This window comes from Amycolatopsis sp. NPDC054798 (genome assembly GCF_053611505.1).
The window spans coordinates 1-23,365 of sequence record NZ_JBSHAM010000032.1; the positions used below are offsets into that span (position 1 = coordinate 1).

Below are 23,365 nucleotides of genomic sequence, written 5' to 3' on the forward strand. Positions count from 1 at the left end.
CGTCAGATGCACCCAACGTGGCGTTGGGTGCGGTGGGCTGGGTGGGGCTTGTGCCCCAATGTGGCATTGGGTGCGTGGGATGCACCGAATGTGGCGTTGGGTGCGTCAGATGCACCCAACGTGGCGTTGGGTGCGGTGGGCTGGGTGGGGCTTGTGCCCCAATGTGGCATTGGGTGCGTGGGATGCACCGAATGTGGCGTTGGGTGCGTCAGATGCACCCAACGTGGCGTTGGGTGCGGTGGGCTGGGTGGGGCTTGTGCCCCAATGTGGCATTGGGTGCGTGGGATGCACCGAATGTGGCATTGGGTGCGTCGGGGTGGGGCTAGAGGAGCGAGCGTTCGATCCGGTCCATCGGTTTCTCGCCTGCTTTGGGGGTTTCGGCGATCGGTTTCGACGGGGTGCCCATGCGTTCGGACAGGAGGAAGGCGATGATTTCGGCTTCCTGCTCCTGTGCGTCGTCGTAGGTGGCGCGCATCAGCATGTCCCGGACGATGTCCGGGTCCAGGTTGGGGAACAGCGAGCGGGCGCTCTCGTCGTCAAGAAGACCCGAGCCGCGATGGCAGCAGATGATGTGACCCAGCTCGTGCAAGATGATGTGCTCCTGGTGCGCCCCGGTGGTGTTGGCGTCGAAGAAGATCAGGTCCTCGCCCCGTGCGGCCACCCACATGCCGCACGGGTGCGACGCGGGCATCGGCAGCGGCACGAGGGTGATCCGCCGTTCGCGGATCTCGCCGAGGCGTGCGCAGAGCGTCGCCAGGTCGTATTTCGGTGGGAGGTCGAGTTCGGCGATTCGCTGGGCGCCTTCGTCGCGCATCCGCCGCAGCTGCTCGCGCCGCTGCGGGGCTTCGGACGGGGTGCCGGTCACCGCGCCGCTTCGTCCGTGACTGGGGGAAGCCCCTGCATTTTGCGGTACTGGTCCATGATCGTGGTGATCGCCTGGAGGTTTTCCTCGCGCATGCCCGCCGCGCGCATCGCGACCGCCCGGACGCCTGCCTGGCGCATCGCCTCCACCGCGGCCAGCTCCGACAGCACCGACCCGGCGACCTCGTCGTCGAAGAAGTACGCGACGGAGACCCCGAAGAATTTCGCCAGAGCGGCCAGCAGCTCCTGAGAGGGATTGGTCCGCTTGCCGGTGCGCAGCTGAGACAAGTACACCGCGCCGACCTTCAGCTCCGGCGTGGCCCGCTTCAGTTCGGCTGCCACCTCGGCGTTCGTCCAGTGCCGTCCTTGCGGGCGCACGGTGCGGAAGAGGTCGTCGAGTCTGGAGGCCAGGGTGGGCCGGGCATCCGCCGGCTGAGTGTCTTCGGACATGCTGCTACGCCCCTCCAGTTGCAGCTGATTGCTCTCAGCTAAGGCGACTATCTCAGATTAGCTCACAGTTGACAATCGGCGAAGGGCTCCACAAGACTGTGCCTCAACGAGATAGCTGGTGGCTAACTCGCCACATCCGGGCAAGAGCAGCAGGCGTAGTACCGGCCCGGGGCGACGCTGGGGGTGTCGCCCCGCTCGGTCCGCCGAGGCCGGGCCCGGAGGCAGTGGACGTGAGCGGACTGCCTCCGGGCCGGCGCTCCGCGTCCGTCGTGCGGTCCAGGAACCGGTGGTGGAGGACCGGAACCGCGCGTGGTCGGCGGAGAGGTCGGCGGACTGTTTCCTGACGGCGGATCGGTGCCGTGAGGCGGTCGAGGGTGGCCTGCGGACTCGCCGGGCCGCGTGTCTGACGGTCTCCGGGGCATCGGTGATCGAGCGGTCGACGTCCTGGCCTGGTGGGCATGGTGGCGGCGCGTGTCATGCGGAACTGTCAGCGGACCTTCCGGATTGGCGTTCGCGTGCCGGAGGGCTGGCTGAGCCGAACTCCCTGGCGAGCACTGCGACTGCGCGGCCCACTGAGGCAGAACTCCCTGGCGACCGCGCGCCGCCTGGGGAGACGCCAGTGAACTCAGCTTGGTCCGACGGATCAGAACCCGTCCGGCGGCCGCGCACGGCTCATGGAAACGTCGGCGAACCCGGCTTGGTCCGACCGGGCAGAACCCCTTCAGCGGCCGCGCACAGCCCGCCGAGACCTCAGCGAACTCGGTCCGAACGAGCGCAACTCCGGTGCCCGAGCGCAGCCTGCGGAAACGTCAGCGAACCGCTTCCGGCCCAGCGAGCTGCGCCCACTCGGCCGCCCACTGCGCCGCGCGCCGGTGGTCGAGCACTCGCCGCGCCACCCAGAACGCGCCGCCCAGCACTGCGACCGCGCACAGCCAGCAGAAGGCCGCCACGAGCACGCCGTTGGTGACCGCGTCCGCGTGCGTCAGCGGGGCGGTCGTCTGCTTGCCGGTGTCGTCGAGCCAGATCTCGGTGGTCGAGCCCTCGGTCGCGGAAGCGCTGGGCACCGTGATGATCCCGGTCCGCTGCACGCCGTTCGGCGGCTTCCAGACCGCGTTCACGCGCGCGGTGTTGGCGATCGGCGCGCTGTCGCCGACGGAAGCGGCCGGCTGCGTGGCTGTCGTGAGCACCGTGGCGGTGACCTGGTGCCGCGACTGCAGCTGCGCGTCCGACGCGGCGGTCTCCGCGGCGATGTCCGCGCTGCCGATCGTCATGGCGAAGGGAATCGCGATGAGCGCCAGCAGCGTGACGATCCCGGCGAGCACGCCTTCGATCCGGTCCGACCGGCGGACGAGCGGGTTGCGCACGACGCCGAGCCGTCGGAGCAATCGTTTACCAGGGTGTGGTGGTCTGCCTGCCCGAGTCCTGTTCCGCATGCCCCTCATGGTCCTCTTTCGCGCGCGCGAGCGCTGTGTCCCGCACAACGTTTTTCACGTTTTTCCTGGGGATCCGGTGTGTTTCTGCTTACCTCCCAGCCTCGGGTTTACCCGTGTGGGTGACGACGAGTGGAGGTTTGGGCTGCGGTGCCTCGGTTTCGGCCCGGTCCCGGTGCGCGCGCCGCGGTACCGGGGCGAGTGGTCCAGGCCAATGTTTCGCCGGTTCTAACGCCCCGCCGCACGTTGCCCAGACTGGTCTTTCGCCGGGTTTGCCCGCGGATGGGTTGCGGTACCGGAGGTTCAGCGGTGCGGTCGTGCGGCGGATCGTCTGATTCGCACGGTTCGTGTTGGCGGGTAAGCGGTCTTGGGTGTTCACGCCGCGGGCGCCGAACGTTCGGGAGGGGGCAACCGCGGGTTTCCGCCGCCGCCGGCTCGGGCGGGTTCGCCTGCCCGAGCCGCGACGAAATCGTTCACTGCCGTCCGGCCCGGAATCGGGCCATTGCCGCGCACAAACCGAAGAACAATCCCGGTATCCGGGAACCATTCAGTCGACCAGTCGAATCGTCTCGGTAGAGCTGTACGAACGCCGCCGGGTGATCCCGTGTTCGGCGACGATTCCGAGCTGGATGCTGCGATCGGCGGGCGCCCAGTAGCCCGTCCGCACGAAATAGCCGTCCATTGTGCAGAGCCGGTTCGCGCTCTTGCGGGAACTGATCGGTTCCCAGCCCCATTGCCGTCCGGTCTCCTCGACGCCGTTGCGCCGCACGTGCAGCCGCGGGTTCCCGATCTCCCGGCAGTACGCACTGCCGTCCGCGATGTACAGCACGCCGTCGACCTTGTAGAACCGCTTGCCGTCCAACAGGCTCACCTGGCCGGACAGGGTGAAGTGCACCCTGCCGCCATTGTCGCCGTCCATCGTCCAGTCGAGACAGAATTCCTTCGTCGGAACCTCGAGCGACTGGGTCATGGCCGTGTCTCCTTTGCTCGCATGCCGGAGCGTCCAGGAAAATATAAGGAAGAACCGGGTTCCCGGGAGGTATCGGGAACCGTTTTCACCCAAAGAGGCCCAGTGAACACGCATCGTGGTCAGCGCCCGATTAATCGGTGGAATTACCGCCGATGGGGTATCGCGGATACGATAAGTGAATTCCCCTTGCCCGAAACCGGTGGCCGCGCGCGGTCCCGGGCCGGCGGGTCGCGCGGCCCGTGTCGGCAGCGTGACAACTTCCATGACGCTTGTCATAGCCGCCGCCGTGTGCGACCCTCGGGTTATGACGACTGTCATGACCGCCGTGCGACCGGCCACCGCCGGTTCCGTGGCCGATCTCGTCCGGGACTGCTCACCGGAATCGCTGAGCCGCCGGTTCACCCTCGGCGGCCTGCTCGACCCGGAGGTGGTCCTGTCCCGGTACCAGCGATTTCTCCTCGCCGGCACCGCCCTTGTCGCCGAGGTTTCCGGCGTGCCCGCGGGGCTGCTGAACGCGGTCGCAGAGGAGGGCAGCCGCGTTGAACTGGGGCTTCTCGTCGCCGACCGATGGCAGCGAAGGGGCATCGGCCGCGGGCTGGTCGGGCTGGCCGCTGAGCAGTGGCGAGACTGGACGCTCCACGCCACCGTGCAGGATGGCAACGTCGCCGCGGAGGGACTGCTGCGGACGTGCGGGTTCCGCTTCGTCCCGGGGTACGGCGGCGAGAACGAGTACGAGCTGACGGTCACGGAGGAGACGTTCGATGACGGAACGGCCGGCGCGCGACCGGATGGTCTTCAGCGCTGCGCAGTTGCTGCGTACGCAGGGCTTGAGCGGCACCGGCATGCGCGAAGTAGTAGCGCATGCCGGGGCGCCGCGGGGGTCGCTGCAGCACTACTTCCCGGGCGGTAAGGAACAGCTGTTCGGCGAGGCTATCGACTGGGCAGGCCGCTACACCGCGCGCCGCGTGACGCGCGCGATGGACTCGATGACGGACCCGACGCCGTCCGCGCTCTTCGCCGCGATTGTCGAGTACTGGCGCGCGGAGTTCATCGAGATCGGTTACGCCGGCGGCTGTCCGCTGGTGGCCACAGTCACCGACACGGCGGCGTCGAGTGAACCGTTGCGCGAGCGCGCGAAGGACGCCTTTGCGCAATGGCGCAAGCCCATCGTGGCCTCACTGGAGCAGATGGGCGTACCGGCGGCGCGCGCTGCTTCGTTGGCAGTGTTGATGATCAGCGCGCTCGAAGGGGCCGTGGTGTTGGCGCGCGCGGAGCGCTCAGTGACGGCGCTCGACACCATTGTCGAGGAGTTAGGTCCAGTTCTCGACGCTGCAGTGGACAAGCGCCGCCGTCGCTAACGCCGGTTGAGCTTCGCGCGCAACGTCGCGACAGTGTCCGGTTCGTGCAGCAGTTCGGCGAAGTACTTGCTCTCCGACTCCATTCGCTCTTCGACACTCGCGTCGGTGCGGTCGTGCAACAGCGCGCGCGTCGTCGTCAACGCGCGCACTGACCGTGCGGCGAGTGTTGCGACGCGTGCCGAGACACGCTCACGGAGAGCTGTCGCGTCAGGGAGCACTTCGTTGACCAAGCCGAGTTGCTTCGCTTCGACTGCAGGCAGCCGTTCTCCGAACAGCAGCAACTCCGTCGCCCTCTGTGGACCGACTCGGCGCGGCAGTGCGTAACTGCTGCCGAACTCCGGGACCAATCCCAACGGTACGAAGGGGAACTGCAGGTAGCTGCGTTCGGTGGCGTAGACGAGGTCACAGTGCAGCAGCAGGGTCGAGCCGATGCCGACAGCCGGACCGTCCACTGACGCGACCACCACTGCCCGCGTCGCCAGCAATGCCTCCTGAAAGACCCGCGCGGGCGGCTTCGTGCGGTCTCCGGCTTCGTGCGCGAGGAAGTCGCCGAGGTCGTTGCCTGCGGTGAAGGCACCGCCAGCTCCGCTCAGTACGACGATAGGCGTGCGGACAGTGTCGAAGGCGTCTGCGAGGGCGACGTACATCGCCTTCGTGAGCGCGTTCCGCTTTTCGGGCCGGTTGATGGTGATGGTGGTGACCTGTCCGTCGACAGTCGTCTCGATGCTCATTCACAGCTCCGCAACAGCAGCGAGCAGCAGATCGACTTCCGCTGCAGTCGTGTACGGCGCGATGCCAGCGCGTACGGCACCGGTGTCGCCAAGGCCGAGATGCCTTGCGCATTCGATGGCGTAGAACGTCGAAGCAGGCGCGTTGATCCCGCGTGCGCCGAGACGCTCGTACACAGCCTGCGGGGTCAGGCCGGTGACCGAGAACAACACTGTCGGCGTCCGGTGCCGCGTCGGCGAGCCGTAGCGCACGACGCGAGGCAGCGCGGCAAGCCCGTCTTCCAGTCGCCGCAGCAGTGCGTCTTCGTGTGCTTCGAGAGCCGTAAGCGACGTACGCAAACGTTCGCGACGGCTGCCTTCACTCGGCACTAGCCCCGCGAGGAAGTCGATAGCCGCGGTGGTGCCCGCGAGCAGTTCGTACGGCAACGTACCCAGCTCGAAACGCTCAGGCACCGCGTTGCTGGACGGCAGCAGCTTGTCCGGCTGCAGCGTCTCCAGGAGATCCGGCGCGGCAGCGAGAAGACCGAGGTGCGGGCCGAGGAACTTGTACGGCGAGCAGGCGTAGAAGTCAGCTCCCAGTGCAGCGATGTCGACCGGCGCGTGCGGCGTCAGATGTACGCCGTCCACATAGCTCAGCGCGCCTGCTTCGCGCACGGCGTCGGTAATCGCCGGGATGTCCGGACGCGTGCCCAGGAGGTTCGACGCCGCGGTGACCGCTACGAGTCGCGTCCGGTCAGTGAGCAGCGAGGTGATCGATGACGGCGGCAGCTCGCCTGTCTCGGGGTCGAAGTCCGCCCAGCGAACAGTCGCGCCGCGCGCTTCGGCGGCCTGCACCCACGGCCGGACGTTGGCGTCATGGTCCAGCCGGGTGACGACGACCTCGTCGCCCGGGCCCCAGTTCTTCGCGAGAGTGCGGGAGAAGTCGTAGGTCACCTGGGTCATGCTGCGGCCGAACACGACGCCCTCCGGGCGCGCGCCGAGCAAGTCAGCGACGGCTTGGCGGGCTTCGCGCACTACGCCGTCCGCGCGACGCTCTGCCGCGGTGACAGTGCCGCGGTTCGAGATAGCGGCGCAGAGGGTCGAGGACACTGCTTCGCCGACTACGTCCGGGACCTGGGAGCCGCCAGGTCCGTCGAAGTGGGCAGCGCCGCTCTCGAGCGCGGGGAAGTGCTTGCGGATCGCGTTCACGTCGTAGGCCACGGCTGCCAGCTTGCCTGATCCCCGGGCGAGTGTCGTGCTCCGCGCGGGTGCGATCATGCCGCTGTCCCGTTGCCCTTGGAGAGGGGTCCGCCGGTGCTCGCCGAAGAGGTCGAAAAACTGCTCGCCCAGCCGTTGCCGTGGCCGATCGTGCAGGCAGGCGACCCAGTGCTGCGCGCCGCCGCCCGCCCGTACGAGGGCGAACTGAGCGACAGCATGCTGTCCGCACTGATCGAGGGCATGAAGGCGACCATGCACGCCGCGCCCGGTGTCGGACTCGCGGCTCCGCAGATCGGCCTGTCGGTCCGGATCGCGGTCGTCGAGGACGGCGCGCGCGAACGTCCTGGCGTCGCCGAATCCACCCTCGCCACCCGCGGGATCGTCCCCCTGCCGTTCCGCGTGCTCGTGAACCCGGCATACACCCGAGTGGGCGACGAAACCGCCGCGTTCTTCGAGGGTTGCCTCAGCGTGCAAGGCTGGCAGGCTGTCGTCGCGCGAGCCCTGCGGATCCGGCTTCGCGGCAGCGACGAAACCGGTGCCGCGCTGGACGAGGAATTGTCCGGCTGGCCAGCGCGAATCGTCCAGCACGAGACCGATCACCTGCACGGCGTGCTGTACCTGGACCGGGCCGAACTGCGCTCGCTGTCCACCCACGAGGCCGTCGCCCGCCGCTGGACCCAGCCGACCCCCGCCGACGCCGCCCGCGAACTGGGTTTCGACCTCCCCTGATTTCTTCGGCCCCGGTTTTTGTCGGTGCCCGCTGATACGTTCCTCCGCAGTCGCCCCGCCCGGGGCCCGCCACTGGGGAGGAACCTCATGAACTCGTTGCAAGACAAGGCAAAACTCTTCCGCGAACTGCACGCGGCGGACGTGCTGGTGCTGCCGAACGCCTGGGACGCGGGCAGCGCGGTCGCCATCGAACGCGCAGGCGCGCCAGCCGTCGCCACCACCAGCGGCGGCGTCTCCTGGGCACTGGCCAGAGGCGACGGGCAACATCTCACCCGTGCGGAAATGCTGACGGTCATCGCCCAAATCGCCGCGGCCGTAGAGGTTCCGGTGACGGCCGACGTAGAAGGCGGCTACGGCCTGGCCCCTTCAGCCGTCGCGGAAACCGTGACCGGAGTAGTCGAGGCCGGGGCGGTGGGCGTGAACCTGGAAGACTCCCGCGCCGGAACCGGCACCCTGTTCACCCCGGACGAACAGGCCGAACGCTTCACCGCAGCCCGCGCCGCCGCCGCGACGGCCGGTCTCGGAGACCTGTGGCTCAACGCCCGGACGGACGTGTACCTGTTCGGAATCGGCGAACCCGCCGGCCGTTTCGACGATGTGCTGACCCGAGCCCGCGTGTACGCCGACGCCGGAGCGGACAGCATCTTCGTCCCCGGCTTGGTGGACCTCGAGGTACTGGCAGAACTGGCCAAAGCCTCGCCGATCCCGGTGAGCGCCATGGCCGGACCGGGCGCACCCCCGGTGTCAGACCTGGCCGCGGCCGGAGTGCGCCGGGTGAGCGTGGGGACGGCCATCGCCCAGGCTGCGTACTCCTTGGCCCACCACGCGGCGGCCGAGGTGCTGAAGCAGGGGACTTATGGGGAGGTGACTGGTGCGCTGGACTTCGGAACGGTGAACGGCTGGTTCGGCTGACCTGCTCGGGCTGGCGACCGTTGGGGCTGGGGCTGGGCAGGTTCGGCGGTCGGCTGTTGCTGGGCTGAGCCCAGGCAGGTCCGGAGGTTGGACGGTCGGATGGTTGCTGGGCTGGGGTCGGGCGGGTCCGGTGGTCGGCTGGTTGCTGAGCTGGGGCTGGGCGGGTCCGGAGGTTGGAAAGCTGCTGGGCTGGGGTCGGGCAGGTTCGGAGGTCGGCTGGTTGCCGAGCTGAGCCCAGGCAGGCCGGAGGTTGGACGGCTGCTGGGTTTGGGCCCGCCTGGGGGCGGCTCTTCCAGGGGCTGTCTGGGGCTCTTGCACGCTCCGCGTGCAAGAGCCAGGTAGGAGGTCCCAGGCGAGCCAACGCGGCAAGGAACCGTGTTACGCAAGGTGAGGTGAGCGTCTGCGTCGCAACGATTGGCCACTAGCGCGGTCGCGAATCGGCCTTGCGCACGGGCCGCGCTCGGGTGGCTAGACCCGGCAGCTATCCGTGCGCAGGCCAGCTTCGCCGGGCGAGCGGGGTGGTTTTGCCAGGGCGAGCACGGTCAGTTCCGCCGAGCTGAGCTAGGCAGCCCAGTGCCGGGCCGAGCTAGCAGCCCAGGGCCGGGCTAGCAGCTCAAGGCCGAGCCGAGCTAGTCAACCCAGGGCCGGGCCGAACTAGCCAACCCAGGCCGGGCCAAGCCGAACAGGCTGCAGGCTGCGCCGCGCCACAACCCGGCCGTCCACCCGGACAAAGGCTCACCCCACCAAGGCTGCCCCCGCAACCAACCGCCCACCCCGTTCCAGTTCCAGCAACCTCCGCTTGCAGTCCACCCCAGCCGCGTAGCCGGTCAGCGATCCGTCGCTGCCCAGCACCCGGTGGCACGGCACCACGATGCCGATGGGGTTCCGGCCGTTCGCCAGGCCGACCGCACGGGACGCCGTCGGGCGGCCGATCGATTCAGCCAGTTCGCGATAGGTCGTGGTCTCGCCGTACGGGATCCGCAGAAGCGCCCGCCACACAGTCTCTTGGAAAGGAGTGCCGTTGAAAGCTAACGGAAGGTCGAACTCGTCCCGGTCACCGGCGAAGTACTCGTTCAGCTGACGCGTCGTCGCGACGAACGGGCGGTCGTCCCGATCGCCGAAAGCGGCGCGTGGCGGTCGGTATTGCTCGTCGCCGATATACAGGCCGGCGAGGCCGCCGTCGCGGGCCATGAGGGTCAGCGGGCCTTCAGGGCTGTCGATGACGGTGTGCACCACGGTCATGCCGACACCGCGGGAATTCGGTTGATCGGGTGGTCGCCGGTCGCCCAGAGGTGCTGGACCGCGTATGCGCGCCACGGCTGCCACCGGTTGGCGTGCGCGATCAACGCAGCTGGACTCGTTGGCAGGCCTAGGGTTTCGGCGGCGATCTTCACACCTAGGTCGGTCGCGACGAAGGCGTCTGGGTCGCCTAGGGCGCGCATGGCGATGCTCTCCACCGTCCACGGGCCGAAGCCTGGCAGTGCGGCCAGCTGTGCGCGAGCGTGGACCCAGTCACCGCCCGCGGTGAGGTCGACGTCGCCGGAGACCAGGGCTGACACCAGGCCCAGCAGGGTCGCGCGGCGGGACTTCGGCATGGCCAGCGTTTCCGGGTCCAGGTCGGCCAGCGCCTCGGGTGACGGGAACAGGTGTGTCAGGCCGCCTTCCCGGTCTTCGATCGGCGTGCCGTGTGCCAGGACCAGGCGCGCTGCGTGGGTACGCGCGGCTGCGGTCGAGACCTGTTGGCCGAGAACGGCTCGCACGGCGAACTCGGCGGCGTCGGTCGTGCGCGGCACGCGCCTTCCGGGTGCGGCGGCTACCAGGGGTGCGAGGGTTGGGTCGGCGGCGAGTTGCTCGTCGACCGCCACTGGGTCGGCGTCCAGGTCCAGGAGCCAGCGGCAACGGCTGATCGCGGCGGCCAGATCGCGCAGGTCGGTCAGGCTCAGGCGGCACGCGACGTGGTCCGGCTCCGGGCGGAGCGACACCACGCCGTGGCCGTGCGGCAGTCGCAGGGTGCGGCGGTAAGCGCCGTCGCGCCATTCCTCGACGCCCGGGACGGCGGTGGCGATCAGGTGCCCGAAGAGGTTGTCCGGGCACAGGGGTCGGCGGAACGGGAGCCGCAGCGACAGCACGCCCGGAGACTTGGCGCGCTTGCCGCCGCGTACGCGCGAACGCAGTTCGCTCGGCGTCAGGGCGAAGACTGCCCGCACGGTTTCGTTGAACGTCCGGATGCTGGAGAACCCCGCGGCGTGCGCGATATCGCTCATCGGCATCGTCGTGGTTTCGATCAGCAGCCGGGCGGTCTCGGCGCGCTGGGCTCGGGCGAGGGCGAGCGGACCAGCGCCCAGTTCGGCCTGCACTTGGCGTTCCACCTGCCGGACGCTGTAGCCCAACCGTGCGGCGAGGCCCTGCACGCCTTCCCGGTCGACGACACCGTCGCCGATCAGGCGCATCGCGCGCGCCACGACGTCGGCGCGTTCGTTCCACAGCGGCGAACCCGGCGACGCGTCGGGCCGGCAGCGTTTGCAGGCACGGAATCCGGCAGCCTGCGCGGCGGCCGCGCTCGGGTAGAAGCGCATGTTCTCGACCTTGGGCGGCACCACCGGACAGCTCGGCCGACAGTAGATCCGCGTCGTCAGCACAGCGGTGAAAAACCAGCCGTCGAACCGGTCATCCTTCGACTGCACCGCGCGGACACAGCGTTCGGTCTCCTCGTACACGCCGACTAGTCTGCCCCGCCGCGCGCCCGAAACCTCGCGAAAAAACGACATCACCCTGGCGGGGCGACCGGCTCCCGGACCACCGCCCGCGTGTCGACGACGGACAACCGGCACACCAGCCCGGTCAGGCCCCGATGTCCCCGGGTGAAAACCATGAACACCAGATGCGCCAGCAGCCACAACGACGTCCACCCGGAGTCCAGGCCGACCAGGATGAAATAGCCGCCCGAACCGATCAGGAACCGGACGACCGACTGCAGCGCCGAAGGCGGCCGCCCGTCCGCGCGCACGACGGTCAGCAGAACCGCGCGCTGACCAGGCGTCGCGCCGTTGCCCGCCAGCGGCACGATCAGCAGGAGAACCGCAGTGGGCACCCACCGGCCGAGGACGTCGTCGATCAGCGTGTTGTTTTCCAGCGTGCCCTTCGTGACGTACTGCACCGCGAGCGCGATCACGCTCAGCACGACGCCCACCAGCGTGACCGAGATCAGATCGAGCACCATGCCCAGCAGCCGCCGCCGGGCGAGGACTGGACGCGGTTCGTCGGCCGGCCGCAGCCGTCCGGAACGGCGCAGCACGGGTGCGAGAAGAGCGCCGACCGCCGCGCCGACGGTATTCGCCAGCAGGTCGCCGGTGTCGAACAGCCGGTACGGGCACTCCATCAGGAACCACACGCCGGTCAGCTGGGTCGTCTCGATGGCGAGCGACACGAAGAACCCGCTGACGATGGCGAATCCGATGCTCCGGTCGAACAGCCGCCGCAGGAACACGCCCCACGGCACGAAGAAGGCGACGTTGAACAACACCTGGCGCAGCGCCGGATTGTCCAGCAACCCGGTGTTGAACTGCCGCATGTCGTCAAGGAACTGGAGGGGATTCCACACCGGGTGCCGCAGCGCTTCGTGCGTCGCGCAGTACGCCGCGTCGACGTTCGGCAGCGGCAGCAGCGTGTAGGTGACCAACGCGAAGCAGTACACGAGGAAGGCCGGGGCGGCGATCGCTCGCAGCAGGCCGAGTTCGCCGCGTTTGCGATAGCTGATCGCCACGTACGGCATGACCAAAACGAACGCCAGCCCGAATCCGGCGAACACGGCGATCAGCGTGGGACCGCTCCACTGAGTCATCGTTCCTCCACCCGGTGTGAGCGCACAGGCTAGCGGGCAGCAGTAACCTGGGCACGCGGGAAGGAGGAGCAGTGGACGACGACATCGAAGACAACGCCGACACCGGCGTGCTGGATCCCGAGGACACGCTGGAGGACGGCGACCCGTACGACGAGGGTTATTCGCCGCCGGAACGTCCACTCGCGACTCGCGACTGGGGCACCACCGCCGCGGAGGAAGCCGCCGGGGAAAGCTGGGAGGGCCGCCTGGCTCGTGAACTCCCGGAAGTCCGCGCGCCTGACGGCGACGGCTTGGGCGACACCGACGACACCGACGGCGAACTGGTCGACGACGAGGTCGGCGACTTCCGCGCGGGCCGCTTGGTGGCCACCAACGCGGGCTTCGGCCCGGACACCGAGGCTGAGCTGTATGCCTCGGACATCGGTATTGACGGCGGCGCGGCGTCGGCGGAGGAAGCCGCGGTGCACGTCGTCAACCCGCGGGAGTGGTGAACCGCCTGCTGGGCACGTTCTTTGTGCGAATCAGCGGAGTCGGCTGCGGGCCGGGGCAATTGCCGCTGAGCTAGTCCGCCGGGTCCCCGATCCAGACTGACGCCGGAAGCACGTACGGCCGCAGCAGTTTGACCAGTTCGGCGTCCCCGCCTCCGAGCAGGGTTTCCTCGGTCAGCCGCCGGGCGACTCCGGCCAGGAAGTCGGCTATCTGGACCCGCGGTTCGGACCTCGAGTCGACGAATCGCCACCGCGGCACCGGGTCGAGCAGCTGGGCGAGCCGCGCCGGGGTGAGGGACGGCTGCTCGTCGTGAACGACGTTTTCCGGCTGCCAGAACGCGATCGTGTCGGCGAGCGCGGGCATCAACGGGTCGAGCGGCGGGACGAGGCCCGGATCGGCGAGGAGTTCGCCGCGCAACGAGGTCAGCTGCGGGCGGGCCGCGACCAGCTCGCCGAGGACGTCTGTCTGGGCGAAGAATTCGGCGGGGGTGGTCGCGGGGAGGCGACGGCTCGAGGTACGCAGCAGTCCGGTGAACGAGCGCAGGAATTCGGTCCAGCGGCGAGGGCCGTGCCGGCGCGGGCCGTCGTGGTGCAGGGCGCGGGCGCGCGCGTCCGGACGGTGCCGCAGGCATTCCGGATAGGGGGTCTGGTCGACCAGCAGGTCGACGATTTTGCCCGCCAGGAACAAGGCTTTGTCGACGAGCAGCACGCTGGCGGCGTCCGCGAGAGGTTCGGTGAGCAGCCATTCCAGCGCGGCGCGGTTCTTCGCGCGCAGGAGGTGGTTGGCTTTGTATTCGAGCGCGGGCGAACCGATGAGTTCCCGCAGCCGCGCAACGCATTCAGCGGCGGCCTCGGGCTCCAGCCGGACGGCGGCGTGCGCGAAGACCGCGGTGTTCGCGCCGATCAGGTTCACGCCCTCCGAACCGGATTCGTCGCACGCGATCGTCGGCGCCCGCACAAGGTCCGATCCTGCCAGACCGGCGAGGGGAGAGCGACCCCATTTCTCCAGGGGACCCCTGAGGTGGATTCCCGGATGTGCCGGCGGCCCCGGACGTTTCACCATGAAGGGGACGGAGGGAGCCGGTCATGGTGCTCGTCGAAGAGGACGCACACGCACTGGACGACGTCCGGCGCGGGCTGGTGCTGGTCCACAACGGATTCGTCGGGGTCGCGGAATGCTACCTGTGGTCGGTCGGCGGACGGGTCCCGCTGTGGGAAACGCAGGCGATGGACCGGTTGCTCCGCCGGGGCTTGGTGAGAGTCGCCCGCCGCCGGGGCGCGGCGGCGAGCCCGGTGGTGCTGACAGACCTCGGGGCGGCTGCCGCCTGAGTCCTTTATGGACAGTGGGGCTGGGTGGGGTGAATCGGCGCGGCTGGGCGAGCGGTGTGGCCAGGGCGCTGACGGTGCGGCAGAGCCAGCGAGCGATGGGCCGGGCGGAGCGAGCGGGGCGGCCAGGCGATTTCGCGGCGCAGCCGGGCGCGTGAGCGGTGTGGCCGGGCGGGTGAGCGGTGGGTCGGGTGAGCGGTGCGGTCGGGCCGCTGATTGTGCGGCCGGGCGGTTGAGCGATGGGCCGGGCGGACGTCGCGGCTTGCCGCCGACGCGGTCGCGCAGCCACGAGGACACGCGGACACGGAGCGAAACGGTCCCCAGGTGCCCCGGAGCCGCCGGGAGGGCGGTGTGCGCTGCGCTCCCGGCGGTTCCAGGGCGGTCGGGCGGCCGGGGCGGTGATCCCAGTGCACGGCACCGGCGTGCGCCGACCTGGTGAGCAAGCCTTCCGGCTGGATCAATTGCGAACATTAGCCCAGGTCCGAGGCCCGCAGGCGGTGCGTTCCCCGATCGTGTCGGCGGAACCACGCTGGTGGGCGGGTATCGATCGGGGAAAGGGCGGCCAGGGCAGTAGGGGATCGGCACCAGGACTGTGAGCTGCACCGATCAGGGACGCGACACTGGGCGCGGCGCGGCTTGACGGCGGAGCGGCATCGGGCTGGGCGCGGCGTGACGGCGGAGTCAGCGGAGTCAACGGAGCGGCATCGAGCCCGGCACAGCACAGCGGCGAGACCAACCGGCCAGCACCCGGCCAGGAAGCACCACGGCTCGGCCGCGAGGACGAAGCACCACAGCGCGGCCGCGGGACAATCAGCCCCGATCGGGAGGATGATCTGGGCATGGCCGGGTTCAGGGCCCGTCACCGGCGGGCGGTTGCGGACGAGGCGCTGGTCCGCGCGCTTTTCGAGGAGCACGGACGGGCGATGCTCGCCTACGCCACCCGGTTGCTCGGCGATCGCGCGGCGGCGGAGGACGTGGTGCAGGAGGCGCTCGTCCGGGCGTGGCGCAGTCCGGACAGCCTGGTCAACGGGCGCGGGTCGGTGCGCGGGTGGTTGCTCACCGTGGTGCGGAACCTGGTGATCGACCGCTTCCGGGCGAAGGAGGCGCGGCCGCAGGAGGTCGCCGAGTCGCCGTCGGGCGGGCCGGTCGAGCGGGATCACGCGGATCAGGTCGTCGACTCGATGGTGGTGCTCGCCGCGCTCGACGGCCTTTCTCCGGAGCATCGCGAGGTGCTGGAGCAGATGTATCTGCAAGGACGCAGCGTCGCGGAGGCGGCTGAGCGGCTCGGGATTCCTCCGGGCACAGTGAAGTCCCGCTCGTATTACGGGCTGCGGGCGTTGCGGGAAGAGTTCCGGCGAGCGGAAGGGGTGGCCGGATGAACACTGCCGACGAGCACGTCGACCTGGCGGGATACCTGACCGGTCAGCTCTCCTCGGGCGAGCAGCGCGACGTCGAGGCGCATCTGGACGGCTGCGAGCGGTGCCGGGCGGAGGCCGCGTCTCTGCGCGAGGTGCAGAGTTTCCTCGGCGAGCTGCCGCCGGAGGCGTTGCTGGAGGGCCCGCCGGTGGGGGCGGACCTGGTGCTGCGGCGGACGGTCGACCGGGTTCGCGCGGAGTCGCGCGCTCAGGCTGGGCGCGGGCGGTCGATAGCGGTGGTCGCCGCGGTCGTGGTGGCTGCGGTCGCGTTGGGGGCCGGGGTGCTGATGGGGCGCAGCTGGTCTGGGCCCGCGGTGGCGGTGCCGACCCCGCCGCCGCCGTCTGCCAGTGCGGTTCCGGGGACGAAGGTGGTTTCCGGGGCGGACGCCAGCGGGCGGACCCGGCTGACCGCGAGCATCGTGCCGCAAAGCGGGTGGGTGCGCGTGGACGGTGCGGTGACGGGCATCCCTGCCGGACAGAAATGCCTGCTCGTCGTCCTCGGCAAGAACGGCGAGCGCCAGGTCGCGGGCGGCTGGCTGGTGTCGGAGCGGGCGGCGCGGGAGGGCGCGAACCTTTACGGCACGGCGGTGGTCGACCCGGCGCAGGTGGCGGCGGTGGCCATCGAGAACACCGCCGGGCACCGGTTTGTCGAGGCGGCCGTCAGCTGAACCGGCGGTCGAGCCATGCGCGGACGGACTGCCACGGTTCGTCGGCGGGGTCGATCAGGCGGAAGTGGTCGACGCCGGGGAGCTCGACGTAGTCCACGTCGTCGCCTGCTGCTTTCGCCGCGGCCACGTAGTCGCGGCTGTGCGCCACCGGGACCCGGACGTCGGCGTCGCCTTGCACGACCAGTTGCGGACAGCCGATCGGGAGTTGCCGGATGGGCGACGCGGCGGGGTCGTCGCCGGTCAGGAACAGTCCGGCGGCGCCTTCGCCCAGTTCCTCGGTCCGTGCGCGCGGGACATCGGTGATCGGGGCCAGCGCGACGACGCCGGAGAGCCCACCGCCGGCCAGCAGCGCCAGGTGCCCGCCTGCGGAGTGTCCGATCGCGACAGTCGGCAGCGCGTCCGGACGTTCGACGGCGGCGATCGCGGCCTGCACGTCGTCCAGGGTTTGCGGCCAGCCGCCGGTATCGCCGTCGACGCGCCGGTACTCCAGGTTCGCCACGTACCAGCCCGCGGCGACGAGGTCGGCCGCCATCGGGTCGAGCTGGTGCAGGTCGTGCCGGGCGCGCCACCATCCGCCGTGCAGCAGGATCGCGGTGCCCCGCCCGCCCGGGGTCCCGTGGAGTTCGACGAACTGGCTGGGCTCGCTGCCGTAGCGGAGGGTTTCCATGCTGGCCATTAGATCACCATCGCGCCAGCCGTTCGTGCACTCTGGCGAGCCCTTCGTGCGCCGCTCGATACGCCTCGTACAGGCCGGTCAAGTCGGTCTCGGGGGAGAAGGTCCGCTCCACCGAGACGGTCGAGGCCGCTGCGGTTTCGACGTCCGGAAAGCGTCCCGCGCCGACTCCGCCGAGCAGCGCGGCTCCGAGTGCGGCGCTGTCGTGCACCCGGAGGCGTTCGACGGGGCGGGACAGCGCGTCGGCGTGGAGTTGGGTCCAGAGGTCGCTGCGTGCGCCGCCGCCGGAGAATGTCACCGACGGAAGGGTTTCGCCGCAAGCTTCCTCGACGGTTTCCAGTACGTGCCGCGCGGAAAACGCGACCCCGGTCAGCACGGCTCGCGATAGGTCCGCAGTGCTCGTGGACGACGTCAATCCGAGGAAACTGCCGCGCAGGTCCGGATCCCACAGCGGCGCGCGTTCGCCTTGCAGATGCGGCAGGAACACCACGCCGGCCTTGCCTTCCGCGGCGGACGCGAACACCTCCGGCACGGACAGGCCGGACGCTCGGCTCCACCAGCGCACCGCGTCGCCCGCTGCTTGAGTCGGCCCGGCGTGCACCGTGACGTCGCCTCGGGGCGGGAAGGTGACCAGGCCACGGACTGATTCGCTCCGGCGCGAGGCGGCCGCGACCACCAACGACGTCCCGCAGGTGACCATCGCGCGGCCCGGTTCCGTTGTGCGGGTACCGAAAACGGCGCCGAACGCGTCCATGGTTCCCCCGACGACCGGAGCTTCGCCCAATACGGCGGCGTGGCCGAGAGGTTCCTCGGGCGCGAGCAGTTCCGGCAGGCGCTCTCCGAGTCCGTCCACGAGCGCGACGGCTTCGGGCAGGTAGCCGGACGCGCCCGCGATCCGCACGCCGGACAGCAGGTCGGTCGCGACCCGTCCGGTGAGCCGCGCGCCGATGAAATCCTTGGGGCTCAGCATCCAGCGTGCGCGGGACCACAGTTCCGGGTGTTCGCGCGCGAACCACGCGGCTCGCGCGCCGGCGAACGACGCGTCCAGCACGATCGGCCCGCCCCAGATGCGTTTCTTGTCGTCGTCGGTGAAACGCGCGTCGAGTTCCGCGGCGATCTCCGCGCAGCGTTGGTCCTGCCAGATCACCGCCGGAGTGAGCGGCTGCAGTTCGCGGTCGACGAGGAGATGGGTGTTGACCTGGCTGACGATCCCGGCCCCGTGCACCGAACCGGCGGGAAGTCCGGAAAGGACCGTGCGGAGCGCAGTTTCCGTTGCGTGCCACCAGCCTTCCGGGTCCTGTTCGGCCCAGCCGGGTCGCGGCCGCGCGATCGGGTAGGGCACCGAGTGCGCCGCGAGTTCCCGGCCATCCGGCGCGAACGCCGCGACTTTCACCGCGGTCGTGCCGACGTCGATGCCGAGCAGAGCTCCTTCGTCCATGCCACAGGGGTACCAGGGATTCGCTGCCGCCGGGTGTTCGACCTCGGTCGCGGTGATGGCTTTGCGTCAACCTGGCCAAAACCGCGCTGCTGAGGCGGCCGTTCGCGCTAACGTCACGGGCATGATGACGCCCGCCGAAGAGTTCCTGCGCGATTTTCACGACCGGAACCCGGCTGCTGCGTCCGAACTGGCCGAGCGGGGCCGGGTCGACGGGCGCTCGGTGTACGAGGCGTTCGCCGACCACGTGGGCCAGCCGAGCAGCGTGCTCGACCTCGGCTGCGGGGACGGCGCGCTGCTGGCCGTGCTCGCCGGACGCGGTACCGGAAGGCTCGCTGGCATCGACCTTTCGGCCAAGCAGCTGGAGGTCGCGCGCGGGCGGGCCGGGCTCGCCGACGCGGACCTGCGGCCCGGCCGCGCGCAGGAGCTGCCGTTCGAGGACGACAGCTACGACGCGGTCGTGTCGCATATGGCGCTGATGCTCATGTCCGACGTCGAGAAGGTGATCGCCGAGACCGCCCGCGTGCTGCGGCCCGGCGGCACCTTCGCGATCGGCGTGGGCGGCGGCGGGACCGACGCGCTGGAGGTGTTCCTGAAGGTCGCCCGCCCGCTCTTCGCGGTGGTGGCCGAGGACCGTCAGGTGCCGACCTCCGGCGACCCGCGCAGCCGCACCCGCGAAGGCCTGGACGCGTTGCTCGGCCCGGCCGGGTTCGCCCCGGTCGAATGGCGTCAGCTGCTGGTGGACCTGTCCGGCTCGCCGGATGCGGTCTGGCAGACCTGCCACGACACCTATTACCAGGTCGACGCCCTCGACGAGACCCAGCTGATGGGGCTGCGGACCGCGTTCAAGGTGGCGTCCCGGTCGCTGGTGACCCCGGACGGCAAGCTGCCGGCCGGGGCGCTCATCAACGTGGCGACGACACGGCTGACCTGACCGGTGCTCCGAACCACTGCGTGAGGGCGGTTTGGAGCGCTTCGACGTCTGGTGACGCGTCGGAGGACGACCAGGCGACGTAACCGTCCGGGCGGATGAGCAGGGCGGTTGGTGCGTCGCCAGTTGCCGTGGCGGACATGGTGGACACGGTGGTCACGCGGTCGTGCCACGGCGCGGCCGCGTCGGCGAGTGCGGCATCGGGGGTGAGATCGAGCAGTACCGGGCGTGCGGCTCGATACGCGGCGGTCAGCGGGCCCGGATCGGCGAGGGGCAGGTCGGGAGCCCAGCGGCCGCTGTTCGGGTCGGTGCCGTAGTGGATGTCCGCCCCCGACATCAGGTCGGCGACGAGCTGCCGCGCGTCCGGGGAGGCCAGCAGTTCGGCGAAGAATTCGCGCAGCGCGGTGACTTCCGGCCCCGGCGCGACGAGCGCGCTCTGCGCCTGGGTGTGCATCACGACGCGCTCGCTCACCGGGCGGCGCTCGGCCTCGTAGCTGTCGAGCAGTCCCGGCGGAGCCCAGCCCTGAACCTCCGCGGCGAGCTTCCACGCGAGGTTCGCCGCGTCCTGCAGGCCGAGATTCAGCCCGGGGCCGCCGATCGCGGAATGCACGTGGGCCGCGTCGCCGACCAGCAGGACTCGTCCTCGCCGGTACGTTTCGGCGATCCGGGTGTTGCCGCCGGTCAGCCTGCGCAGCAGGAACGGACCGGGGCCGGACGGCGCTTCGAGCGGCAGGTCGACGCCGAGCACCCGCCGCACGCTCGCGCGCAATTCGGCCATGGTCAGCGGCTCGTCCTCGGCGAACTCGGCGGCACCGCCGCGTTCGGCGGTCGACACCGCCGGGTTGGCCGGGTCGAACGGCGCGAACACGAACACCCCGGTTTCCGTCCGGTGGTGCTGGAACGGCGGGAGGACACCGGTTTCCAGCTTCAGCCCGCCGGTCGCCGGATCGACGAAGGATTGCGGGAGCCGGACGTTCGCGCTGCGGGACACCGTGTCGTCCCAGGTGACGCCGGGGAAGCCGATCCCGGCCAGCTTGCGGACGGTGCTGCGTCCGCCGTCCGCGCCGACCAGGTATTCGGCGGCGAGCTGATACGGCCCGTCCGGGCCTCGCACTTCCACGGTCACCGAGGTTTCGTCTTGCGTGAAGCCGGTGATTTCGTGGCCACGGCGGACTTCTGCCCCGAGCGCGGTGACGTGCTCGGCGAGAATCCGCTCCAGTTCGTGCTGCGGCAGGGGCAGCAGATACATCGGATTTCTGGACAGATCGGCGAATTCGATCGGGAACGCGCCGAAGACGAACCGCGGCGCGGGCGTGGGCTCCGGAGCGCCGGCGAGCCGTTCGAACAGCCCGCGGCGGTGCAGCAGCGGCACGACCTGGCCGACGAGACCGTTGGCGCGGCGCACCCCGTCGGGTTCGGCGAGCTGCTCCAGGACGAGAGGGCGGACTCCGGCGAGGCAGAGTTCGGCGGCGAGCATCAGGCCGTTCGGCCCGGCGCCCGCGATGACGACGGCGGTCATGGGGATCTCCTTGCGGGATCAGGGAAGCACTTCGGCGAGAGCGTCGAACGCCTGGTGCACGATGGTGGTCAGGTCCTTCGGCGGAGAGACGCGCAGCCACTCCTGGATGACTGCGCGCAGGACTCCGCCGGCGGTGGTGGCGGTGAGCTGGACGCGGAGGTCGTGGACGTCCGCGCCGAGGCGTTCCGCGATCGCTTCGGCCAATGCTTCTTCGGCCGCGGCGTTGGCTTTGAGGAATTCGCCCGCCAGCGCGGGTTCCGCGATCATGACCCGGACTCCGGCAGTCCATTGTGGATCGGGAGTGTCGCCGGCCGCCGTGTCGCGGTCGGCGTTGAGCTGCGCCAGCGAAGCCTCCCGCAGCGCGGTCCACAGCGGCTCGGATGCCGGGCGCGCACGGAGGTGATCAGCGATCCCGCGTGCCCGGTCCTGGTGCCGCGCGACGATCGCTTCGCCTTTGCTGGAGAAGTAGTTGTTGACTGTGCGCGGGGAAACTCCCGCTTCGCGGGCGATGTCCTCGATTGTCACGTTCGACAGACCGCGCTCGACTGTGAGCCGGATCGCTGCCCAGGAGATGTCGACCCGGGTCTCTTGGCGGCGGCGGTCTCGCAGGTTCGGTCGCTCGGTCATGAGACCACCATAGCGCGGTACTTGCGCGTCGCGCAAAGTTTGCGTGCAGCGCAAGTTTGAGGGCGAAGAAGAGGCCCGGGGCGAGCTGCCCCGGGCCTCTGCGGAGACGCGTCCGGTCAGTCCTTGGTGCTCTTGAAGGCGTCCTTCACCTTCTCGGCGGCCTGCTTGAGGTTGCCCTTGCCCTGCTCCGCCTTGCCTTCGGCCTGCCACTGCTCGTTGTCGGTGACGTTGCCGACGGCTTCCTTGGCGCGTCCCTTAAGTTCCTCGGCCTTGTTCTCAGCCTTGTCGTTCACGATGGGTACTCCCTTCTCGTGCCTCGCGATTCGGCTACCCGCTCTGCCGCCCGGCAAACTCGTGAAAGAAAACACGGAGGTTTGCTCGGCGGGTCAAGGCAGCACCCGGCACAACGCGGCCAGCGCGCCCGACCACGCGCTCGCCGACGGGGTGCTGTAGCCGATCACCAGCGCGTCGCGGTCCGCTGGTGCTTCGGGATGCCGGAACGCGCCGAGACCGTGCATGGCCAGTCCCTGCCACGCGGACCCTTGCACCACCGCGTTTTCCTCGCCGGACGGGACGTCCACCAGTACCTGCAAGCCGGCGGACAGCCCGGTCACCCGCGTATTCGGCGCGTGCTCGGCGAGCGCCGCGACGAGCTGGTCGCGCCGGCGGCGGTAGTGCAGCCGCATCGCGCGGATGTGCCGGTCGTAGCTGCCCGAAGTGATGAACTCGGCCATGGTGAGCTGGTCGAGTACCCCGGAGAACGGGTCTCGTTCGCCCTTGATCTCGGCGGCGGCCCTGGCGATCCGCGGCGGGAGCACCATCCAGCCGAGCCGCAGGCCCGGGGCGAGCGCTTTGCTTGTGGTGCCAAGGTAAATCACGTGCTCCGGATCGAGTCCCTGCATCGCGCCGACCGGGCTGCGGTCGTAGCGGAACTCTCCGTCATAGTCGTCTTCCAGCACCAGGCCGCCGGTCCGGCGCGCCCAGTCCACTACTGCGGCGCGGCGGTCCGGATGCAGTGCGACACCGGTGGGGAACTGGTGCGACGGCGTCAGCAGTACTGCGCCGACGTCGGGCAGGTCGTTGAGGCGCTCGACCATCGCGCCGTCAGCGTCCACCGGCAGTTGCGGGGTGTCGAGGCCGACCTTGGCGAGGTACGCGCGATGCGCCTCCAGGCCGTACGACTCCACGGCGACCGCCGGAGTTTCCCGCTGCTTCAACACTTCGGCGAGGACGATGAGACTGTGCGACGTACCCGTGCAGATCATGATCTGGTCCGGGTGCGCGCGTACGCCGCGCGTACGGGCGAGGTACGCGGCGACAGCTTCGCGCAGCTCCGGGCGACCGTACGGGCCGCCGTAGCCGAAAGCGTCGTCAGGCGCGACAGTCAGCGCGCGGCGCGCGGCTTTGAGCCAGTCTGCCCGGGGAAACGCGGAGAGATCCGACTGGCCGGGGCGTAGATCGTGCACGATCCGGTGTCGCGCCGCGGGCTTCGGCACGGTCGGCGCGGGCGCGATTTCGGCGCGCGGGGCAACCCGGGTAGCGGCCCCTTGGCGTGCGGTGAGCCAGCCTTCGGCGACGAGTTCCGCATACGCTTGCGCCACAGTGTTCCTGGCGATGCCCAGATCAGCGCCGAGCGTGCGGCTGGACGGCAGTTTCGCGCCCGGGACGAGCCGTCCGGTGCGGATGGCGTCGCGCAGGGCCTCCATCAGGCCGTCGCGCAGGCGAGGCCCGCGCAGGTCGAGGTGGAGGTCTTCACTCAGCGAACTGGCCCACTCCGCGCGCACGGAAATGGACCATAACAGAGTGC

25 protein-coding genes are annotated in these 23,365 nt (G+C 70.0%); 9 read left to right on the forward strand and 16 right to left on the reverse strand.

Features of this window, described 5'->3' with window-relative positions:
• Positions 1-322: 322 nt before the first annotated feature.
• The 4 genes from ACWGIC_RS20820 to ACWGIC_RS20835 form a co-directional block, all read right to left on the reverse strand.
• On the reverse strand, positions 323-865 hold the full coding sequence (locus ACWGIC_RS20820) for a toxin (RefSeq protein ID WP_452077587.1): 543 nt from the start codon (positions 863-865) through the stop codon (positions 323-325).
• Entirely contained in the window at positions 862-1,311 is a 450-nt protein-coding gene (locus ACWGIC_RS20825; RefSeq protein ID WP_043828603.1) for a helix-turn-helix domain-containing protein, read from the reverse strand. Before ACWGIC_RS20825 ends, ACWGIC_RS20820 begins: the two co-directional genes overlap by 4 nt.
• An 809-nt stretch (positions 1,312-2,120) precedes the next feature.
• On the reverse strand, positions 2,121-2,696 hold the full coding sequence (locus tag ACWGIC_RS20830) for an Rv1733c family protein (RefSeq protein WP_452077588.1): 576 nt from the start codon (positions 2,694-2,696) through the stop codon (positions 2,121-2,123).
• Positions 2,697-3,288: 592 nt separating this feature from the next.
• Positions 3,289-3,711 carry a hypothetical protein gene (locus ACWGIC_RS20835; RefSeq protein ID WP_452077589.1) on the reverse strand — a complete coding sequence of 141 codons (423 nt, stop codon included), beginning with the start codon at positions 3,709-3,711 and terminating at the stop codon, positions 3,289-3,291.
• A gap of 316 nt (positions 3,712-4,027) precedes the next feature.
• On the opposite strand from ACWGIC_RS20835, the gene ACWGIC_RS20840 reads away from it, so the two are divergent.
• Complete coding sequence (locus ACWGIC_RS20840) at positions 4,028-4,621, forward strand: N-acetyltransferase family protein (RefSeq protein WP_452077648.1); 594 nt, start codon at positions 4,028-4,030, stop codon at positions 4,619-4,621.
• Positions 4,521-5,069 (forward strand): TetR/AcrR family transcriptional regulator, encoded by a 549-nt coding sequence (locus tag ACWGIC_RS20845; protein ID WP_452077590.1) that lies wholly within the window; start codon positions 4,521-4,523, stop codon positions 5,067-5,069. Before ACWGIC_RS20840 ends, ACWGIC_RS20845 begins: the two co-directional genes overlap by 101 nt.
• Here the strand turns inward: ACWGIC_RS20845 and ACWGIC_RS20850 are convergent.
• Positions 5,066-5,800: an enoyl-CoA hydratase-related protein gene (locus tag ACWGIC_RS20850; protein ID WP_452077591.1), complete on the reverse strand. Its 735-nt coding sequence runs from the start codon at positions 5,798-5,800 to the stop codon at positions 5,066-5,068. The genes ACWGIC_RS20845 and ACWGIC_RS20850 overlap by 4 nt on opposite strands.
• Complete coding sequence (locus ACWGIC_RS20855; RefSeq protein WP_452077649.1) at positions 5,801-6,997, reverse strand: cysteine desulfurase-like protein; 1,197 nt, start codon at positions 6,995-6,997, stop codon at positions 5,801-5,803. It abuts the gene before it with no gap.
• A 93-nt stretch (positions 6,998-7,090) separates the two neighbouring features.
• Between ACWGIC_RS20855 and ACWGIC_RS20860 the strand changes: the two genes are divergently transcribed.
• Both ACWGIC_RS20860 and ACWGIC_RS20865 read left to right on the forward strand, forming a co-directional pair.
• Positions 7,091-7,723, forward strand: coding sequence for a peptide deformylase (locus ACWGIC_RS20860; protein WP_452077592.1), 633 nt, complete (start codon positions 7,091-7,093; stop codon positions 7,721-7,723).
• A gap of 87 nt (positions 7,724-7,810) precedes the next feature.
• Complete coding sequence (locus ACWGIC_RS20865; protein ID WP_452077593.1) at positions 7,811-8,635, forward strand: isocitrate lyase/PEP mutase family protein; 825 nt, start codon at positions 7,811-7,813, stop codon at positions 8,633-8,635.
• A gap of 735 nt (positions 8,636-9,370) precedes the next feature.
• Here the strand turns inward: ACWGIC_RS20865 and ACWGIC_RS20870 are convergent.
• From ACWGIC_RS20870 to ACWGIC_RS20880, 3 genes are read right to left on the reverse strand one after another with little or no spacing between them, the layout of a single operon-like run.
• Entirely contained in the window at positions 9,371-9,877 is a 507-nt protein-coding gene (locus tag ACWGIC_RS20870; protein ID WP_452077594.1) for a methylated-DNA--[protein]-cysteine S-methyltransferase, read from the reverse strand.
• Complete coding sequence (locus ACWGIC_RS20875; protein WP_452077595.1) at positions 9,874-11,352, reverse strand: AlkA N-terminal domain-containing protein; 1,479 nt, start codon at positions 11,350-11,352, stop codon at positions 9,874-9,876. Before ACWGIC_RS20875 ends, ACWGIC_RS20870 begins: the two co-directional genes overlap by 4 nt.
• Before the next feature lie 50 nt (positions 11,353-11,402).
• The gene (locus ACWGIC_RS20880; protein ID WP_452077596.1) at positions 11,403-12,476 is read right to left on the reverse strand and encodes a VanZ family protein; all 1,074 of its coding nucleotides are present in this window, start codon (positions 12,474-12,476) and stop codon (positions 11,403-11,405) included.
• Between the two features lie 71 nt (positions 12,477-12,547).
• On the opposite strand from ACWGIC_RS20880, the gene ACWGIC_RS20885 reads away from it, so the two are divergent.
• On the forward strand, positions 12,548-12,967 hold the full coding sequence (locus ACWGIC_RS20885) for a DUF5709 domain-containing protein (protein ID WP_452077597.1): 420 nt from the start codon (positions 12,548-12,550) through the stop codon (positions 12,965-12,967).
• A 70-nt stretch (positions 12,968-13,037) separates the two neighbouring features.
• On the opposite strand, the gene ACWGIC_RS20890 is transcribed toward ACWGIC_RS20885, so the two are convergent.
• Positions 13,038-13,922 carry a DUF3800 domain-containing protein gene (locus ACWGIC_RS20890; protein ID WP_452077598.1) on the reverse strand — a complete coding sequence of 295 codons (885 nt, stop codon included), beginning with the start codon at positions 13,920-13,922 and terminating at the stop codon, positions 13,038-13,040.
• 128 nt (positions 13,923-14,050) lie between these two features.
• Here ACWGIC_RS20890 and ACWGIC_RS20895 point away from each other — a divergent pair, with 128 nt between their 5' ends.
• The 3 genes from ACWGIC_RS20895 to ACWGIC_RS20905 all read left to right on the forward strand — a co-directional run bounded on the left by ACWGIC_RS20895 (position 14,051) and on the right by ACWGIC_RS20905 (position 16,373).
• Positions 14,051-14,293: a hypothetical protein gene (locus ACWGIC_RS20895; protein WP_452077599.1), complete on the forward strand. Its 243-nt coding sequence runs from the start codon at positions 14,051-14,053 to the stop codon at positions 14,291-14,293.
• 836 nt (positions 14,294-15,129) lie between these two features.
• Positions 15,130-15,669, forward strand: coding sequence for a sigma-70 family RNA polymerase sigma factor (locus ACWGIC_RS20900; RefSeq protein ID WP_037810598.1), 540 nt, complete (start codon positions 15,130-15,132; stop codon positions 15,667-15,669).
• On the forward strand, positions 15,666-16,373 hold the full coding sequence (locus ACWGIC_RS20905) for an anti-sigma factor family protein (protein WP_452077600.1): 708 nt from the start codon (positions 15,666-15,668) through the stop codon (positions 16,371-16,373). Before ACWGIC_RS20900 ends, ACWGIC_RS20905 begins: the two co-directional genes overlap by 4 nt.
• Here the strand turns inward: ACWGIC_RS20905 and ACWGIC_RS20910 are convergent.
• Positions 16,366-17,049: an alpha/beta hydrolase family protein gene (locus ACWGIC_RS20910; protein ID WP_452077601.1), complete on the reverse strand. Its 684-nt coding sequence runs from the start codon at positions 17,047-17,049 to the stop codon at positions 16,366-16,368. The two genes, ACWGIC_RS20905 and ACWGIC_RS20910, sit on opposite strands and share 8 nt — an antisense overlap.
• 4 nt (positions 17,050-17,053) lie before the next feature.
• The gene (locus ACWGIC_RS20915; protein WP_452077602.1) at positions 17,054-18,484 is read right to left on the reverse strand and encodes a xylulokinase; all 1,431 of its coding nucleotides are present in this window, start codon (positions 18,482-18,484) and stop codon (positions 17,054-17,056) included.
• Positions 18,485-18,605: 121 nt separating this feature from the next.
• Between ACWGIC_RS20915 and ACWGIC_RS20920 the strand changes: the two genes are divergently transcribed.
• Positions 18,606-19,415, forward strand: a complete 810-nt coding sequence (locus ACWGIC_RS20920; protein ID WP_452077603.1) for a class I SAM-dependent methyltransferase — start codon at positions 18,606-18,608, stop codon at positions 19,413-19,415.
• Here the strand turns inward: ACWGIC_RS20920 and ACWGIC_RS20925 are convergent.
• From ACWGIC_RS20925 to pdxR, 4 genes are all read right to left on the reverse strand, one after another.
• The gene (locus tag ACWGIC_RS20925) at positions 19,387-20,931 is read right to left on the reverse strand and encodes an FAD-dependent monooxygenase (protein WP_452077604.1); all 1,545 of its coding nucleotides are present in this window, start codon (positions 20,929-20,931) and stop codon (positions 19,387-19,389) included. The two genes, ACWGIC_RS20920 and ACWGIC_RS20925, sit on opposite strands and share 29 nt — an antisense overlap.
• A gap of 18 nt (positions 20,932-20,949) precedes the next feature.
• Complete coding sequence (locus ACWGIC_RS20930) at positions 20,950-21,558, reverse strand: TetR/AcrR family transcriptional regulator (RefSeq protein WP_452077605.1); 609 nt, start codon at positions 21,556-21,558, stop codon at positions 20,950-20,952.
• Positions 21,559-21,674: 116 nt separating this feature from the next.
• Positions 21,675-21,851, reverse strand: a complete 177-nt coding sequence (locus ACWGIC_RS20935) for a CsbD family protein (RefSeq protein WP_452077606.1) — start codon at positions 21,849-21,851, stop codon at positions 21,675-21,677.
• A 93-nt stretch (positions 21,852-21,944) separates the two neighbouring features.
• Positions 21,945-23,342 carry a MocR-like pyridoxine biosynthesis transcription factor PdxR gene (gene pdxR, locus ACWGIC_RS20940; protein WP_452077607.1) on the reverse strand — a complete coding sequence of 466 codons (1,398 nt, stop codon included), beginning with the start codon at positions 23,340-23,342 and terminating at the stop codon, positions 21,945-21,947.
• Positions 23,343-23,365: the final 23 nt, after the last annotated feature.